The following is a 15,431-nucleotide window of genomic DNA, read 5'->3' as shown; positions in this document are numbered from 1 at the left end:
CAAGTCCAAACGCAATGGCATGACCGCTTAATTCAGCGCCTGCGGGCATAGGCGCTGCGGCCGTTGTTGAGGTCGTCGGCCTGGCGGTTGAAGGCATGGCCTTCGTCGCCGTGGACGATGAGCGGCGCCCGGAACACGAGCCTTGCCCGCGAGCCCTTGATGGCCGTCACCAGCAGGCGCGTCGCATCTTCGGACGGACGAGGGTGGACGACCGTGATCTCCAGCCCGCCGAAACGTCGGCCGCAGGCGGCGATGATCTCGGCGACCGACTGCGGCCTGGCGATCAGCGACAGTTGGCCGCCGGGGCGGGTAATGGCACAGGCGGTCCTGATCCAGCTTTCGAACAAGCCTTCGCTCATGGCATGCGCTTCGGCCTTCAGCGCATCCGGCGTCGGCCGGTCGGTCGGGTCGTTGAAGGGCGGGTTCATGATGACGTGATCGTGAACCTGGTCCAGAAGGCCTGCGGCAACACGGGCCTTGCCGCTGACGGTGACATCCGCCTCCAGGACCGTCACTCTGGGCGAAAAGGCCGCATTCTCCGCAAGGTCGAGGGTCTTGCGCGCATAGCCCGCCATCAGGGAGGAGCGCTCCACCAGCAGAACCGTGGCCTCCGGAAGCCGCGACGCGACAGCGAGGCCCGCAGCGCCGGCCCCTGCCCCGAGATCGGCCACGGAAACCGGGCCTGCCGCATCCACCAGGGATGCCAGCAACATGGCGTCGGCACCGGAGCGATGCCCGGCCCCCTTCGGCTGCACGACATGGAAGCGTCCGCGGTGGAAGGCATCGACCGTTTCGTTCATGCCTGGCGGTCCCGCAGCTCCCCTGCCAGCCCGGCATCGGTGAAGATGCCCCGCGCCTCGTCCGCCCGGTCGTCCTCGACCAGGAGGCGGCGCGGCAGGAGGCCGAGCGAGCCTTCCAGGACGCTCATGGTCTGATCCGCGATCATGCAATGAATGCCCGCGTCGCGCATCAGGCTCTCGGCGAAGGAGAGCAGCACTGCATCATTGGTCCGAATGAGTTCCTGCATGGATCCGATTTCACATTTCAATGTTTGGCAATTGGCGCTGGGGACGCTATAGGGCCAGTTCTATAGTCCGTCACGGCATTTGAACAGGAGAGCGGATCCTTGGGCGTCGTCGTATCGCTTGAAGAAGGCAAGAAGAAGCCGGCTTCCGTCAAGCCCCTCGTCGATCTGACGAAGGCAGACATGGAGCGCGTCAACCAGCTGATCCTGTCCAAGGCAGGGTCGGATGTCCAGATGATCCCGGAGGTGGCCAACCACCTGATCTCCTCCGGCGGAAAGCGGCTGAGGCCGATGCTGACGCTGGCTGCGGCCGCCATGTGCGGCTACGAAGGCGACTCGCACATCAAGCTCGCGACCAGTGTCGAGTTCATGCATACGGCCACGCTGCTGCATGACGACGTCGTGGACGAAAGCGATCTCCGGCGCGGCAGTTCCACCGCCCGCACGATCTGGGGCAACCAGGCGAGCGTGCTGGTCGGCGATTTCCTCCTGGGCCAGGCCTTCCGGATGATGGTCGATGTCGGCTCGCTCGAGGCGCTCGACGTCCTGGCCACTGCGGCATCGGTCATCGCCGAGGGCGAGGTGCTGCAGCTTTCTGTCGCCAAGAACATGGAGACAACGGAGGACGATTACCTCTCCGTCATCCGCGCGAAGACCGCTGCCCTCTTCGCGGCGGCCGCAGAGGTCGGTCCGATCATCGCCAGGACGGACAAGGCCGAGCGAAATGCGCTCAAATCCTACGGCATGAACCTCGGGCTTGCCTTCCAGCTGGTCGACGATGCGCTGGACTACGGCGGCACGGCAGCAGATCTCGGCAAGAACGTCGGCGACGACTTCCGCGAGGGCAAGATTACCCTGCCGGTCATTCTGTCCTATCGCCGCGGCACGGCCGAAGAGCGCGATTTCTGGCGCAATGCCATCGAGAAGGGCGACAGCACCGAGGAAAACCTCGAGCATGCCCTCAGCCTGATCGCGAAATACGATGCGCTGAACGATACGATCGCACGGGCCGTGCACTACGGTACCATCGCACGGGATGCACTGGCTCCGCTGCCCGCTTCCGCCCACAAGGCGGCGCTGATGGAAGTGATCGATTTCTCCATCCAGCGTGTCAACTGATCGTCAGGCGGCCGTAAGTTTCTTGCGGTGCTGCGCCAAAAAAGCCATTCTGTCGTGAATGAATCGGTGCGGGACGTTGAGGCGACCAGCCGCCGCGTCACATTAACGAAAGGCACCTTTATGCGGCAGAGTTCCACTCTTTTCCTGCTTTCCGGCACAGCGTTGGTGACGGCCCTGTTCTTTGCAACCGCGCCGAATGCCGCCACGCCCGAGGCAAAGCCGGCGCAAGAGCAGGTTACCTTCCAGGCCGAGAATGTCGGGTCCTTCGCCGGCGCCTTCCTGGCCGCCAGGACGGCTGACGTCGACCACGATTACGAGACCGCCATCACGCTCTACCGCAAGGCCTTGGAGTTCGATCCTGCAAACATCGAGATCCGCGAAAGGCTGATGATTTCGCTGCTGCTCAACGGGGAGTTCGAGGACGGCCTTGCGGAAGCCGAGGCGCTGAAGGAAGACGAAGCCGTCGAGCGGATCACCACGATCGTGCGCGGCCTCGACGCCATCCGCGACGGCCGGTTCGATGAGGCCAAGACGCTTGTCGCCTACAAGGGGCCCAATGATCTCGACCGCCTGACCCAGACGCTCATCGGCGCCTGGGCAGACGTCGGTGCCGGCAAGGGCAAGCAGGCCATGGACACGATCGCCAAGATGTCGGGGCCAGACTGGTTCAAGGTGTTCACCGACTACCATCTTGGCGCGATGGCGATCGAGATGGGTGACGCAAGCACCGCCCGCGACTATCTGACCGCCGCCATCACCAGCGAGGAAGCCGTTGCCACGGCGCCAGACACCTTCATGCGCGCCGTCATGGCGCTGGCCCGGCTCGAGGCGGCGGAAGGCAACAGGCAGAAGGCTCTTGACGCGATCTCCGTCGGCGACGGAATGATCAGCAATTATGCGCCGCTGAAGGCGCTTCGCGAGACCATCGAGAACGGCGAAACTCCCGAACAGCAAATCAGCAATGCGGCCGATGGCGCCGCCGCCGTGCTGTTTTCTGTAGGTGCTGCGCTGAACCGGCAGGGTAGCGAGGACATGGTCTCTCTCTACCTGCAGCTCTCCCATTCCATCGACCCCGACAGCGCCGATACGCTCATCCTCCTCGGCGGGATTGCCGAGAAGCTGGAGCAGCCGGAGCGGGCGATCGGCTACTACGAGCAGGTGCCGGAGGATTCGCCGATGCAGCGGATCTCCGAGCTGCAGCTCGGTCTGGCGCTGGCCGGCACCGACAAGGTGGACGAGGCGCGTGAACACCTGAAGGAACTGATCGCGTCCGACCCTTCCGACCTGCGCAGCTACCTCGCCTATGGCAGCGTGCTTTCCGACGCCAAGGACTACGAGGCGATGGCCGCGAACTACGACAAGGCGGTGGAGGTAATCGGCCCCGTTGCCGGTCCCGGCGACTGGACGATCTACTTCCAGCGCGGCATCGCCTATGAGCGTCTGAAGAAATGGGAACAGGCCGAGCCGAACTTCCTGAAGGCGCTGGAGCTCAATCCGGAGCAGCCGCAGGTGCTGAACTACCTCGGCTATTCCTGGGTGGACATGAACCGCAATCTCGAAGACGGGCTCGACATGATCCGCCGTGCGGTGGAGCTGCGGCCGGACGACGGCTATGTGGTCGATTCACTCGGCTGGGCCTACTATCGCATGGGTCGTTTCGACGATGCCGTGACGGAACTGGAGCGTGCCGTCCAGCTGCGCGCCGGCGATGCCACGATCAACGATCACCTTGGCGACGCCTACTGGCGCGTGGGACGCAAGCTCGAGGCGGTCTACCAGTGGAACCGGGCGCTGATCTCGGAGGGCGAGGACGTCAACCGCGAGCAGATCAACGAGAAGATCAAGGAAGGCCTGCCGCCGCTCGACCCGACGGCGACGACGGCTGACAAGACCGCGGTCGAACCCGCTGCACCGGCCCCTGCCCCCGCACAGCCCGACAAGAAATCCTGACAGCAATGCTTGTTCGTCCGGACGCGCAGGAGCCGAAGGACATCTTCCCGTCGCCAGTCACCGAACTGGCGCCGGCGAAGATCAACCTTGCGCTGCACGTCACGGGCCGGCGGGCTGATGGCTATCACCTGCTGGACAGCATCGTCAGCTTTGCCGATATCGGCGACCGACTGCATTTTTCCGCATCGGGAGAGGATGTCTTCAGCTTGTCGGGACGGTTTTCCGACACGCTTGCCGCCGAGGCCGGGAGCAATCTCGTCATCCGCGCCCGCGACGGCCTTCGCAAGATGCTCGCCGCGGCGGGTTTCGAGACACCTCCTGTTGCCATCCACCTGGAAAAAAACCTTCCCGTCGCCTCGGGCGTCGGCGGCGGCTCCGCCGACGCGGCCGCCACGCTGAGGGGATTGCTGCGCTTCTGGCAGGCAGAGCTGCCGCCCGCCGGTCTCGCGCGGCTTGCGCTGTCGCTTGGGGCCGACGTGCCGATGTGCCTCGCGGGGACCCCGTTGATCGCGCGCGGCATCGGCGAAGACCTTACGCCTCTCCCGGATCTGCCGCGGCTTGCGCTCGTGCTCGGCAATCCGCTCTGCAGTGTCTCCACGCCCCAGGTGTTCGCCCGGCTTGCATCGAAGGAGAACACGCCGCTGCCTCCGCTCGAGGACGGCGACTGGATCCGCATCCTGCAGACGCTTCACAACGACCTGGAGGCACCGGCACGTGAAATGGCCCCGCAGATTGGCGAACTCTCGGCCCTGCTGGATGGCGAAGGCGCGCTGCTGACGCGGATGTCCGGCTCCGGCGCCACCTGTTTTGGCGTCTTCGCCTCCCGCGCAGACGCCGAGCGGGCCGCCGCCCGTCTTCAAGCCCTGAAACCTGCGTGGTATTTCCAAGCCACGACAACCGTGTCCGGATCCTGACATGAGCCGCATAGACGAGACCCGTTCCTTCATTCCCGTCGGCATTGCCGTGCTGACGGTCTCCGATACCCGCACGCCCGAGACCGACAAGTCGGGCGACACGCTCGTCGAGCGCATCACCCGGGCCGGGCATGTGCTGCGGGCGCGCGCCATCGTGGCGGACGACAAGCAGGAGATCGCCGCGCGCGTAGAGGGATGGACGCTTGACCCGGAGATCGACGTGGTGATCACCACCGGCGGGACAGGCTTTACCGGGCGCGACGTGACGCCGGAAGCGCTGGAGCCCCTTTTCGAAAAGCGGATGGACGGATTTTCGGAGGTCTTCCACCGGATTTCCTACGACAAGATCGGCACCTCGACCATCCAGTCGCGGGCGACCGGCGGCGTTGCGAACTCCACCTTCATCTTCGTGCTGCCGGGATCGCCGGGTGCCTGCAAGGATGCCTGGGACGGCATCCTGGAGGCGCAGCTGGACTACCGCCACATGCCGTGCAATTTCATCGAGATCATGCCGCGACTGGACGAGCACCTGCGCCGCGGCGGCGCTTGAAAGTTCAGCCCGCAGCACGCGCCACCCGCGCCGGAACGAGCTCGCTTCTGAGCCTGACAGGCTTCAGCCCGCCCACCAGCGACGCCAGACTGGTACCGGAGCGGCCAGCCGCCAGGGCCTGCCCTTTCGGCATCAGAAGGCCATGCTCCAGGGGCGGAGCGTTGTGGAAGATGCGTCGCAGGATTGGCCGCCGGTAGTGATGCGCCAGCGAGAACTGCGCCGGTTTCTGGTTCAGGGCGATGTATTCCAGAACCTCGTCGATCCAGCCGTTCTGAAGCCGGGCCCCGGCCTCGACGAACAGCAGCCATTCGCCTCGCACCGTGCCCAGGACGTCGGGAAGCTTCCAGTCGCTGTGAAAGCGGCAACCCGCAGCATCCGCCACGCGGGCCGAACCATCCGACGACCCGCGATCCAGCACGACCACGTCGCTCACCAGCCCCTCGACGGCGGCCGAGACGAGGCCTGAAAGGGTCTGCGCCAGTTCGCTTTCCTGATCGTGGCATTCCATGACAACTGTTAGCATCCTCAACCTCTAACGCATTGCAGCATGGATTTCCACAGCGTGATTCCGCAGTTTGTTCTTGCATTGTTCTCTTTTCCGGTTTAGGAATTTGTCCATGACGAAGCGCATCATTCCCTTCCGGAGCCTCACATGAACGAGCTGTCCCAGTTGAGGCAGGCCGCATTCGCGCCTGCTCATACGGCTGATATTGCCGACGCATTGGTGAACTCTTCCGGCCTGCGGATCGACGTCGACCGGCGCCGCGGCAGGGGTGCGGGCCTGAACCCGAGCGGCCGCTTCGAGACGGAACGCCGCGAGGCCTTCGACGATGGCTGGCAAACGCTGGAAGAACTGGAGCCGTTTCGCACCGAGGTGCAGGTGGAGAAGCCGCGCACCGCGATTACCCGCAACGAATCACCCGACATCTCCTTCGACCGCTCGATCAATCCCTATCGCGGCTGCGAGCATGGCTGCATCTATTGCTTTGCCCGACCGACGCACAGCTTCATGGGGCTTTCCCCGGGTCTCGATTTCGAGGCGAAGCTGTTTGCCAAGCCTGATGTGCCCAAGCTCCTGGAGCGGGAGCTGAGCCGGCCGGACTACAAGGTGCGGGCGATCGCGATCGGCACGAATACCGACCCTTACCAGCCGATCGAGCGGGAGTGGCGCATCATGCGGCAGATCCTCGAGGTGCTGCAGAAAGCCAATCACCCGGTGGCGATCGTCACCAAATCGTCGCTGGTTACGCGCGACATCGACATCCTCTCGGAGATGGCGTCGAAGGGGCTGGCCAAGGTCGGCATTTCGGTCACCACCCTCGACCGCAAGCTTGCCCGCTCCATGGAGCCGCGAGCGTCTACGCCGAGCCGGCGCCTCGAGGCGATCAAGGCGCTGACCGATGCCGGCATCCCGACGGCGGTGATGGCCGCTCCGGTCATTCCGGGTCTCAACGACCATGAGATCGAGCGCATTCTGGATGCCGGGCACGCCGCCGGTGCGACGGAGGCAAGCTATGTGCTGCTGCGGTTGCCGCTGGAAGTGAGCCCGCTGTTTCGCGACTGGCTGCTGCGCAATTATCCGCATCGCTACCAGCATGTGATGTCGCTGGTGCGCTCGATGCGCGGCGGCAAGGACTACGATGCGGATTTCAGCAAGCGGATGAAGGGCTCCGGCCCCTACGCCTGGCAGATCGGCCGGCGGTTCGAGATGGCGACCAAGCGGCTCGGCATGGGTCGCCGCGGCATGCCGCTCCGGGACGACATCTTCATCCGCCCAGACGGCGGCGGCATCCAGCTGTCGCTGCTCTAGAGGATCACACGACTTGCCGGGGCTCTGATCCGCTCCGGTGGGGTTCGGCACGGACGCCGCCCGTCCGCCGCCGAAAACGCTCCGGCCCCCGCCTCCCCGTGGCGGGACAGTGTACCGCATCACACTCTGCCGGGGCTTGCAGGAGATCGGGTGGGCGTGCGAGTTTGCCGCCATGTTAGCTCGCACGCCCCCCGATTCTCCCTTGCTCTTCGAAGAGGCTCCGCTTGTCCCGGATTTCAGCCTCGAGCTCGTCGCCAGACAGGCGGGCCACTGGCCCGTGGCCGGCACCGATGAAGCGGGGCGAGGTCCGCTTGCAGGACCGGTGGTCGCCGCGGCGGTCATCCTCGACCCCAACAAAATTCCCGACGGTCTCAACGATTCCAAGCAACTGACAGCGGCGCAGCGCGAGCGACTGTTCGAAGCAATCATGATGACCGCCGAAGTTTCGATCGCCGCGTCTGGACCGCGCCATATCGACGAGCGCAACATCCTGCGGGCGAGCCTCGACGCCATGCGCCGTGCCGTGGCCGGTCTCGCGGTAACGCCTTCCTATGTGCTGGCGGACGGTCGCGACGTCCCCCAGGGGCTCTGCTGCCCCGGCAAGGCGGTCATACGGGGCGATGCCCGGTCCGTGTCGATCGCCGCAGCATCGATCATCGCCAAGGTGACCCGGGACCGGATGATGACGCGGGCCCATGACGTGTTCCCCCTTTACGGCTTCAACAGCCATTCCGGATACGGCACGCTACAGCATCGCACGGGGATCGAGGCGCATGGCCCTTGCGTCCTCCACCGGATGAGTTTTCGGCCGCTGCGGCGCGAACCGGTCATCGAACAACCTATGGCCGACATCCCAGGCGAACTCTGAGAACAGCATAAAAAAAGGCCGCGCTGGGCACGGCCTTTTCAAATGGTCTTGGATAGAACTCTATCAGTTGAGGCGCGACTGCACGCTGCCGACGGAATCCTTAAAAAGCGTTTCCTGCGTCGCCGCATCGGTCTTCTTGACGATGATCTTTTCGGCTGCGGCAATGGCGAGATCGACGGCTGCGGAGCGAACCGCCGAGATGGCATCTGCTTCCGCCTGCCTGATCTTCTGTTCCGAGAGAGCGTTGCGGCGAGCGACGAATTCTTCCGTCTTCTGGCGCGCGTCCTCGGTCAGCATGGCTGCTTCGCGTTCCGCCGCGGCCACGATTTCCCGGGCTTCGGCTTCCGCTTCCTTGCGCTTGCGCTGGTATTCGGCCAGCAGCTGCTGGGCTTCCTCGCGAAGGCGTTTGGCATCGGCCAGTTCGTGGCGGATGTTTTCGGCACGCTGGTCGAGCGACTTGCCGATCATGCCCGGCACCTTCAGGTAGGCCAGCAGCACGAAGAACAGGATCAGGCCGACGAGGGCGAAGAATGTTGCGTCTAACGCCATGGATCAGGCCCCCTTCGGAGATGCCGCGGCAACCGCAGCCTTGATGTCGTCGGCCGTCACCTTGGCGCCGATCAGCTGATCGACGATCGCGCCGGCCGTTTCTTCGGCGATGGTGCCGACCTGGGCGAAGGCCTGGGTCTTGATCTCGCCGATGCGGGCTTCCGCAGCGGAAAGCTTCTGGGCGAGCTCGACCTCGATGGCCGTGCGATCCGCGGCTGCTTTGGTCTTGGCTGCCTCACGAGCAGTCTCGCCAATGGCGCCGGCCTTGGCACGGGCCTCGGCCAGTTCCCTTTCGTAGGTCGCGACCGCTGCATCGGCTTCCGACTGCAGGCGCGACGCTTCGTCCAGATCCTGAGCGATCCGGTCATGACGCTGCTCGAGAATTCCACCAACGCGGGGAACAAGCAGCTTCTGCATCAGCAGATAAAAGAGACCAAACGTGATGACCAGCCACAGCAGCTGCGATGGGTAAGTCGAAGCATCGAATGGCGGGAAAACGCCACCGGCGTCATCATGGGCAACGCCGGTTTCCGTGTGGACTTCGCCCTCAGGCGCGACGCCGGGCGCTACAAGCGTCTCTGTGGCTTCCGGCGCGGTCTGCGCAAATGCCGAAGTCACGAACATCATCACCTCCAGGTGGATATAAAATGCGAAGGATCACGGCGCGCTCTCCCGAGCGGCCGTGATCCAGAACCCGAAGCCGTTATTAGACGGCGAACAGGAGAAGGAGAGCAACGAGCAGCGAGAAGATGCCCAGAGCTTCCGTGACGGCGAAGCCGAATACCAGACGGCCGAACTGGCTGTCAGCGGCAGACGGGTTGCGCAGGGCGCCGGAGAGGTAGTCGCCGAAGATACGGCCGAGGGCGAGAGACGTGCCGGCCATGCCGAGGCAAGCCAGACCTGCGCCGATGTACTTTGCTGCTTCCGCTTCCATGTAAAACTCCTTTAAAATGGTTATTGCGGCTTGTTTTGGCACCGGTTTCCCAGGCCAACGACTGTTCTGGTCAGTGTCCCCCGTGCACGGCGTCGTTCAGGTACATGCATGTCAGTACCGCGAACACATAGGCCTGCAGGAAGGCGACCAGGAACTCAAGACCAGTCATAGCGACGGTCATCAAAAGAGGCAGTATGGCGCCGCCGATGCCAAGCGCACCCAGTGCGCCCATCGATGCGACGAAGCCGGAGAAGACCTTCAGCGTGATATGCCCCGCCAGCATGTTGGCGAAGAGACGCACCGAGAGGCTGATCGGGCGCGACAGGAACGAGATGATCTCGATCGACGACACAAGCGGCAGAAGCACCTTCGGCACGCCGGAGGGCGCAAAGACGCTGAGGAAGTGAATGCCGTGCTTGTAGAAACCGTAGATTACTACGGTGGCGATGACGAAGAGCGACAGGGCGAAGGTAACGATGATCTGGCTGGTGACGGTGAAGAAGTAGGGGAACATGCCCAGAAGGTTCGCCGTCAGGATGAACATGAACAGCGTGAAGACCATCGGGAAGAACTTCATGCCCGCGTTGCCGGCGCCTTCGCGCAGCATGCCTGCAATGAACTCGTAGGACATTTCCGCAACAGACTGCGCACGACCGGGAATGAGCCCGCGCTGGGAGGTTGCGAAGTAGAGAAAGCCTGCAGCGCTGGCGACCGTTGCCACCATGAAGAGCGACGCATTGGTGAAGGAAAAGTCCATACCGCCGATCTCGATCGGAATGATCTGCCGGATCTCAAACTGATGGGTCGGATCGTTAGCCACCGTCTACCTTCCTTATACCTTCACTCGCATCACCCTGAAAACAACCTTGACGGCTGCCTTCACGGCTTTCGCACCTTGTTGCGCTTGTCGCCCATCTCGGGCGGCATCGCCACCATTCCGACAGCGCGCATAACATTCAACACACCGGCGCAGAAGCCCAAGAGGAGAAGAATAATCAGTCCCCAGGGCCCTGTACCCGCAAAACGATCGAGAAGATAGCCGAGCATCGCCCCCACCGCGATTGCGGCGATGAATTCCGAAGAGATTTTCAGACCGAGTGCCATCCCGCGACGGCTTTCCCCGCTCTGTGCGTCCCTCTTCGCTTCACTCGCCTCTTGCGCGTCCACTTCCGCCAGTTCGGCGGCCAGACGGCGGCGGCGCTGCTCCAGACCCTCGTCCCGGTCATCCGTCATGTGCGATCTCCCTTGCCGTCTCGCGGCATCAACGGCTTGGGGACCTTGCGATCCGTCCGAAACATGCTGACAGCGAGGGATTTCGCGCCTTCCGGCCCGTTTTCAAGTCGGGCGCAACATAGTTTTGCGTGCCCGCATAGTCAAGGCATACGAAAGCACCATCCAAGATGGAGAAATTCGCATAAAATCAGTGCGTTATCTCCGGCGATCGCCACTTCTGAAAAACTTGTGAGGGAATCGCTGCGACGAATGGCGCAGGATCAGCTCCAGCCGCCGCCGTAGGTGCGATAGAAGACGTGCAGTCCGATCCGGCCGACCTTCTTCATCGACTTCGCCCAGCCGGGGCGGACGTAGACTGCATGGTAGTGCGTGGAGGAGCCCACTTCACTCAGCCAGATCTTTCCTGCCGTCACCGCCATGGCGACGTCGCGCGCGATCTTCCAGTGGTGTTCAGAGCGAACGCGGTCGCGGATGTTGTCGCAGGCAAAGGAGAACTGGCAACGATTGCGCCAGTCCTTGTTCTGATAGACGACGCCACAGATGGTGTCCGGATAGGCCGGATTGCGGACTCGGTTGAGAATCACCTGGCCGACAGCCGCCTGCCCGCGCGCCGATTCTCCACGGGCCTCGAAATAGATGCCGGATGCGAGGCATTGCTGCTCGCGTGCAGAAAAGACCTCCGGCGGCAGCGGGGTCGCGGCCCAGGCGTGATCGTCGGTGGCGATCGGCGGGATGAAGCGGCCCGGTTCGGGTGCCTTGAGGATCGCGTCAAAGGGCGACTGCCGGGCAAAGTCGGGCTCCGGCGGCGCATAGGCGGTCGCCAGCACGTCCGCCTGGTCGTTGGTCACCAGACCGGCGATCAGGGTGGAGACTCCGGGAGCCGGTTGCTCCTCCTTGCGGAAATAGAATTCGGCCAGTTCGATCGGTTTCGCCTCGGCGCCCGATCTTGCAAAGGAGGCCAGTTCCTCCTTCTTTTCCAGCGGCAGCGTCAGGGCGCTGGTGCGCTGGAGGACGGAACCTGCCGAAAAGGCTTTCGGCGGCTGCATCGGCTCGACCACCACGACGCGGCCCTTCTTTTCCTTGCGATTGACGCGGTCCTCGTCAGGCGTCGTCTCGCCCACTGCCGAACCGCCAGCGAAGGCGACCTTGCGACCGTCGGCGAGCGTCACGCCGGCATCGGCGGGCAAGACGCGCTCCATGTCAGGGAAGGCCAGTTCGGAAGAGTGGATGGAACCTGCCGGCGACTGGGTCATGACAACGCGCCACCTGTGGCTGGAATCAAGACCGGACAGGAGATCGGAAAGATCTCCGTGCGCCGCAGCCGAAGGAAAGCCCAACCAGCAGGCAAGGCCGAAGACGGCCGGGGCAGCCCACGCATCGGCGCGCAGCTTGCGACTCAGTACGCTAATCGAACGCAAAACCGGTACTCCACGGGACACAGATGCAACCCGGGAAGAATCAATCATTAACCTTGATGACGAGTTAACGCAGCCGCGGGGAACCCGCGGCTCGGTGCGAAAATTAGCGAGATCACACGAACGTTAGATGATCACCTGCGTCCCGAGCTCAACCACCCGATTGGCCGGCAGGCGGAAATAATCGGTGGGATCGATCGCTACACCGGCGAGCGCGATGTAGAGCCGGTCCTGCCACATGGGCATTCCCGAATCGGCATCCGGGATCAGCTTGCGCCGCCCCAGGTAGAATGAGGTCGACATGATGTCGAACTTGAAGCCGCTCTTGCGCAGCTGCGCCAGCGCCTGTGAAACATTGTGCGACTGCATGAAGCCGAAGCGCAGCTCCACCAGGGTGAAGCGGTCCGAGATCCGGGTGGCCGTAAACCTCTCCTCTGCTGCAACCCGCGGCTGGTTGAGGGTTTGCACCGTGAGGATGACGTTCTTTTCGTGCAGGACGTGGTTGTGCTTGATGTTGTGGAGAAGTGCCGCTGGTACCGTGTCGGGATCGGCCGTCAGGAAGATCGCGATACCCGGAACCGAAACCGGCGCATTGGCGCTCTTGCGCTCGATCATCGGCGCGAAGGTGGCCAGCGGCACGTCGACCCTTCGGGTCTTCTGGAACAGGATGGCGTTGCCCCGCTTCCACGTCCACATGATGACCGTGAAGACGGCGGCCATCAGCACGGGCACATAGCCGCCATCGTGCAGCTTCAGCAGATTGGCGGCCAGGAAGATCAGCTCCAGCAGCAGCAGGGGCGCCAGCAGCACCAGCGCGAGCGGCAGGGACCAGTTCCAGCGGCTGCGCACGAACTCGAAAGCCATCAGCGTGGTGACCACCATGGCCCCGGTGACGGAGATGCCATAGGCCGTGGCAAGTGCTTCGGAACTGCCGAAGCTCAACACCAACGCGATGACGCCGAACAGCAGGATCATGTTGACGGTGGGCAGGAAGATCTGGCCCGTGTGGGTCTCCGAGGTGAAGAGGATCTCCATGCGCGGCAGGTAGCCGAGATGGATCGCCTGGCGCACCAGCGAGAAGGCGCCGGTGATCACCGCCTGGCTTGCAATGATGGTGGCAGCGGTCGCCAGGATCACCATGGGCAGGAGGGCCCAATCGGGAAACATCAGAAAGAAGGGATCGCTCATTGCTTCCGGATGATCGAGAATCAGTGCGCCCTGGCCGAGATAGTTCAGCGTCAGCGCCGGAAAGACGAGCAGGAACCAGGCCCATTGGATGGGCCTGCGACCGAAATGGCCAAGATCGGCGTAAAGGGCTTCCGCGCCGGTGACCGTCAGGAAGACTGCACCCAATACGACGATCCCGAGGAACTGCTCGCGGATCATGAACTGCACCGAATACCAGGGATTGAAGGCCGCGAGGATGCCAAAGTCGTCGGAGATGTGGAGGACGCCTGCTGCGCCCATCGCAATGAACCAGACGGCGGTGATCGGGCCGAAGAAACGCGACACCGCACCCGTGCCGCGCGACTGGATGGCAAAGAGCCCAATGAGGATGCCGATCGAGATCGGCAGGACCCAGCTCTCCATGTCGGGGGCGATCAGCTTCAGGCCTTCCACTGCCGAGAGCACCGACAGGGCGGGCGTGATCATCGCGTCGCCGAGGAAGAGGGCCGCACCGATGAGGCCGAGAAACATCAGGACGGAGCGTTGCGAGGCCCCGGATCGTGTCAGCAGTGCCAGCAACGAAAGCGTGCCGCCCTCCCCGCCGTTGTCTGCCCTGAGCAGGAACAGCACGTATTTCAGCGTGACGATAATGGTGAGCGCCCAGATCATCAGCGAGATCAGACCGATCACCTCGAGGCGGGTGACCCCGTCCGCGGCAATCGGCTTCAGCGCCTCGCGGAAGGCATAGAGCGGGCTCGTACCGATATCGCCGTAGACGACGCCGACGGATCCGAGTGCGAGGGTGAAGAGGTTCTGGGGTGAAGGAGGAGAAGTAGGGAAATCATGATCGGCAGCAGTGGCCATGCGATGTCTGGCTCGGTCAGAGCCAGCCTTTCCAGCGGAAAAAGAAGAAGGGGATGATTGCGGAGAGCAGCATGGCAAAAAGCGCCATGGGATAACCCAGCGTCCAGTCCAGCTCCGGCATGAAATGGAAGTTCATCCCGTAGATGGAGGCGACCAGGGTCGGCGGCAGGAAGACCACGGCGGCAATCGAGAAGATCTTGATGATCGCATTCTGCTCGACGTTGATCAGCCCGAGCGATGCGTCCAGCAGGAAGGAGATGTTGCCGGCAATGAATGCTGCGTGTTCCGACAGCGTCTCGACATCATGGGCAACCGTCTTGCAGAGATCGGCGCAGGCACGATCCTGCTTGATCGTGGGAAGGTTCCTGAGGAACGTCAGCAGGCGCGACAGGGAGCCGAGACTGTCGCGCACCTTGGTGACCAGCCGGTGCTGGTCGGCAATATCGGCGAGCTTGTTTTCCAGAAACTGGGGCGGACGCCGTTTGCCGCGGTTTCGGAAGATCTCGCCCGACAGTTCGTCGAGACCGGCAACGGCGCCTTCGAGGACCTCGGCCGTCCGGTCGGCAATCGTCTCCAGCAGGCGTGACAGGACGGCGAGCCCACTGTCCAGATCGCCCGAACGGCGCCCCAGTGACGCGACGAAGAGCTGAAAGGCTTTCGGTTCGGCGTAGCGGACGGTGAGCAGCGTGTTGCCGGCCAAAATGAAGGCCACGTCGGTCAGGGCCGGCTGGCCGGAGTCGACCCTCCAGACCAGCGAGGAGGTCATGAAGATCGCGTTGGCGACGGTATAGAGGCGGCTGGACGGCTCGATATCCTTCAGCTCGTCACGCGTCGGCACCTCGATGCCGAGCAGGGACTCGACGAAGGCATCCTCGGCGGCGGTGGGATTGAGCAGGTCGATCCAGACGAAGGCCTGTGCACCATCTGCCGGGCCGGTAGAGGCCGACAGCGTCTCGAGAGATCCGTCTGCACGATAGGCATTGATCAAGTTGTCTCTCCGAGACTGAGGGCCGGCGGGAAACTCCAGACGGAAC

Annotated in this window: 17 protein-coding genes; 6 read left to right on the top strand and 11 right to left on the bottom strand. The window is 63.4% G+C overall.

Annotation, left to right across the window (positions count from 1 at the left end; translation table 11 throughout):
- Positions 1-32: 32 nt before the first annotated feature.
- Together M1E10_RS12030 and M1E10_RS12025 are read right to left on the bottom strand one after the other, a co-directional pair.
- Positions 33-800 carry a tRNA1(Val) (adenine(37)-N6)-methyltransferase gene (locus M1E10_RS12030; protein ID WP_499176618.1) on the bottom strand — a complete coding sequence of 256 codons (768 nt, stop codon included), beginning with the start codon at positions 798-800 and terminating at the stop codon, positions 33-35.
- The gene (locus tag M1E10_RS12025) at positions 797-1,027 is read right to left on the bottom strand and encodes a putative signal transducing protein (RefSeq protein WP_499176617.1); all 231 of its coding nucleotides are present in this window, start codon (positions 1,025-1,027) and stop codon (positions 797-799) included. Before M1E10_RS12025 ends, M1E10_RS12030 begins: the two co-directional genes overlap by 4 nt.
- Before the next feature lie 99 nt (positions 1,028-1,126).
- On the opposite strand from M1E10_RS12025, the gene M1E10_RS12020 reads away from it, so the two are divergent.
- The 4 genes from M1E10_RS12020 (at position 1,127) to moaB (ending at position 5,557) form a co-directional block, all read left to right on the top strand.
- Positions 1,127-2,143 (top strand): polyprenyl synthetase family protein, encoded by a 1,017-nt coding sequence (locus M1E10_RS12020; protein ID WP_499176616.1) that lies wholly within the window; start codon positions 1,127-1,129, stop codon positions 2,141-2,143.
- 120 nt (positions 2,144-2,263) lie between these two features.
- Positions 2,264-4,093, top strand: coding sequence for a tetratricopeptide repeat protein (locus M1E10_RS12015; protein WP_499176615.1), 1,830 nt, complete (start codon positions 2,264-2,266; stop codon positions 4,091-4,093).
- Positions 4,094-4,098: 5 nt separating this feature from the next.
- Positions 4,099-5,007, top strand: coding sequence for a 4-(cytidine 5'-diphospho)-2-C-methyl-D-erythritol kinase (locus tag M1E10_RS12010; protein ID WP_499176614.1), 909 nt, complete (start codon positions 4,099-4,101; stop codon positions 5,005-5,007).
- A 1-nt stretch (position 5,008) separates the two neighbouring features.
- A complete protein-coding gene (gene moaB / locus M1E10_RS12005) occupies positions 5,009-5,557 on the top strand; it encodes a molybdopterin-binding domain-containing protein (RefSeq protein ID WP_499176613.1) in 549 nt (182 codons plus the stop codon).
- A 4-nt stretch (positions 5,558-5,561) separates the two neighbouring features.
- Here the strand turns inward: moaB and M1E10_RS12000 are convergent, their stop codons facing one another.
- A complete protein-coding gene (locus M1E10_RS12000) occupies positions 5,562-6,080 on the bottom strand; it encodes a glycosyltransferase family A protein (RefSeq protein WP_499176612.1) in 519 nt (172 codons plus the stop codon).
- A 129-nt stretch (positions 6,081-6,209) separates the two neighbouring features.
- Here M1E10_RS12000 and M1E10_RS11995 point away from each other — a divergent pair, with 129 nt between their 5' ends.
- Both M1E10_RS11995 and rnhB read left to right on the top strand, forming a co-directional pair.
- On the top strand, positions 6,210-7,367 hold the full coding sequence (locus M1E10_RS11995) for a radical SAM family protein (protein ID WP_499176611.1): 1,158 nt from the start codon (positions 6,210-6,212) through the stop codon (positions 7,365-7,367).
- A gap of 172 nt (positions 7,368-7,539) precedes the next feature.
- A complete protein-coding gene (gene rnhB, locus M1E10_RS11990) occupies positions 7,540-8,235 on the top strand; it encodes a ribonuclease HII (RefSeq protein ID WP_499176610.1) in 696 nt (231 codons plus the stop codon).
- 63 nt (positions 8,236-8,298) lie between these two features.
- Here the strand turns inward: rnhB and M1E10_RS11985 are convergent, their stop codons facing one another.
- From M1E10_RS11985 to M1E10_RS11950, 8 genes are all read right to left on the bottom strand, one after another.
- A complete protein-coding gene (locus M1E10_RS11985; protein WP_499176609.1) occupies positions 8,299-8,784 on the bottom strand; it encodes a F0F1 ATP synthase subunit B in 486 nt (161 codons plus the stop codon).
- A 3-nt stretch (positions 8,785-8,787) separates the two neighbouring features.
- Positions 8,788-9,408, bottom strand: a complete 621-nt coding sequence (locus M1E10_RS11980) for a F0F1 ATP synthase subunit B (RefSeq protein ID WP_499176608.1) — start codon at positions 9,406-9,408, stop codon at positions 8,788-8,790.
- Between the two features lie 82 nt (positions 9,409-9,490).
- A complete protein-coding gene (locus M1E10_RS11975; RefSeq protein WP_003494147.1) occupies positions 9,491-9,718 on the bottom strand; it encodes a F0F1 ATP synthase subunit C in 228 nt (75 codons plus the stop codon).
- 70 nt (positions 9,719-9,788) lie between these two features.
- Entirely contained in the window at positions 9,789-10,538 is a 750-nt protein-coding gene (locus tag M1E10_RS11970) for a FoF1 ATP synthase subunit A (RefSeq protein WP_499176607.1), read from the bottom strand.
- Positions 10,539-10,597: 59 nt separating this feature from the next.
- Positions 10,598-10,951: an AtpZ/AtpI family protein gene (locus M1E10_RS11965; protein WP_499176606.1), complete on the bottom strand. Its 354-nt coding sequence runs from the start codon at positions 10,949-10,951 to the stop codon at positions 10,598-10,600.
- Between the two features lie 260 nt (positions 10,952-11,211).
- Complete coding sequence (locus tag M1E10_RS11960; RefSeq protein ID WP_499176605.1) at positions 11,212-12,369, bottom strand: cell wall hydrolase; 1,158 nt, start codon at positions 12,367-12,369, stop codon at positions 11,212-11,214.
- A gap of 123 nt (positions 12,370-12,492) precedes the next feature.
- Positions 12,493-14,397, bottom strand: coding sequence for a potassium transporter Kup (locus M1E10_RS11955; protein ID WP_499176604.1), 1,905 nt, complete (start codon positions 14,395-14,397; stop codon positions 12,493-12,495).
- A 16-nt stretch (positions 14,398-14,413) separates the two neighbouring features.
- Entirely contained in the window at positions 14,414-15,385 is a 972-nt protein-coding gene (locus M1E10_RS11950) for a magnesium transporter CorA family protein (RefSeq protein ID WP_499176603.1), read from the bottom strand.
- Positions 15,386-15,431 lie beyond the last annotated feature (46 nt).

The organism is Rhizobium sp. PK7-22 (assembly GCF_056530405.1).
This window is presented reverse-complemented; position numbering and strand designations above follow the sequence as displayed.

Bases quoted from the DNA above. Each gene is read 5' to 3' on its own strand.
- M1E10_RS12030 (WP_499176618.1), bottom strand. From the start codon at position 800: ATGAACGAAACGGTCGATGCCTTCCACCGCGGACGCTTCCATGTCGTG.
- M1E10_RS12025 (WP_499176617.1), bottom strand. From the start codon at position 1,027: ATGCAGGAACTCATTCGGACCAATGATGCAGTGCTGCTCTCCTTCGCC.
- M1E10_RS12015 (WP_499176615.1), top strand. From the start codon at position 2,264: ATGCGGCAGAGTTCCACTCTTTTCCTGCTTTCCGGCACAGCGTTGGTG.
- M1E10_RS12010 (WP_499176614.1), top strand. From the start codon at position 4,099: ATGCTTGTTCGTCCGGACGCGCAGGAGCCGAAGGACATCTTCCCGTCG.
- moaB (WP_499176613.1), top strand. From the start codon at position 5,009: ATGAGCCGCATAGACGAGACCCGTTCCTTCATTCCCGTCGGCATTGCC.
- M1E10_RS12000 (WP_499176612.1), bottom strand. From the start codon at position 6,080: ATGCTAACAGTTGTCATGGAATGCCACGATCAGGAAAGCGAACTGGCG.
- M1E10_RS11995 (WP_499176611.1), top strand. From the start codon at position 6,210: ATGAACGAGCTGTCCCAGTTGAGGCAGGCCGCATTCGCGCCTGCTCAT.
- rnhB (WP_499176610.1), top strand. From the start codon at position 7,540: ATGTTAGCTCGCACGCCCCCCGATTCTCCCTTGCTCTTCGAAGAGGCT.
- M1E10_RS11985 (WP_499176609.1), bottom strand. From the start codon at position 8,784: ATGGCGTTAGACGCAACATTCTTCGCCCTCGTCGGCCTGATCCTGTTC.
- M1E10_RS11980 (WP_499176608.1), bottom strand. From the start codon at position 9,408: ATGTTCGTGACTTCGGCATTTGCGCAGACCGCGCCGGAAGCCACAGAG.
- M1E10_RS11975 (WP_003494147.1), bottom strand. From the start codon at position 9,718: ATGGAAGCGGAAGCAGCAAAGTACATCGGCGCAGGTCTGGCTTGCCTC.
- M1E10_RS11965 (WP_499176606.1), bottom strand. From the start codon at position 10,951: ATGACGGATGACCGGGACGAGGGTCTGGAGCAGCGCCGCCGCCGTCTG.
- M1E10_RS11955 (WP_499176604.1), bottom strand. From the start codon at position 14,397: ATGGCCACTGCTGCCGATCATGATTTCCCTACTTCTCCTCCTTCACCC.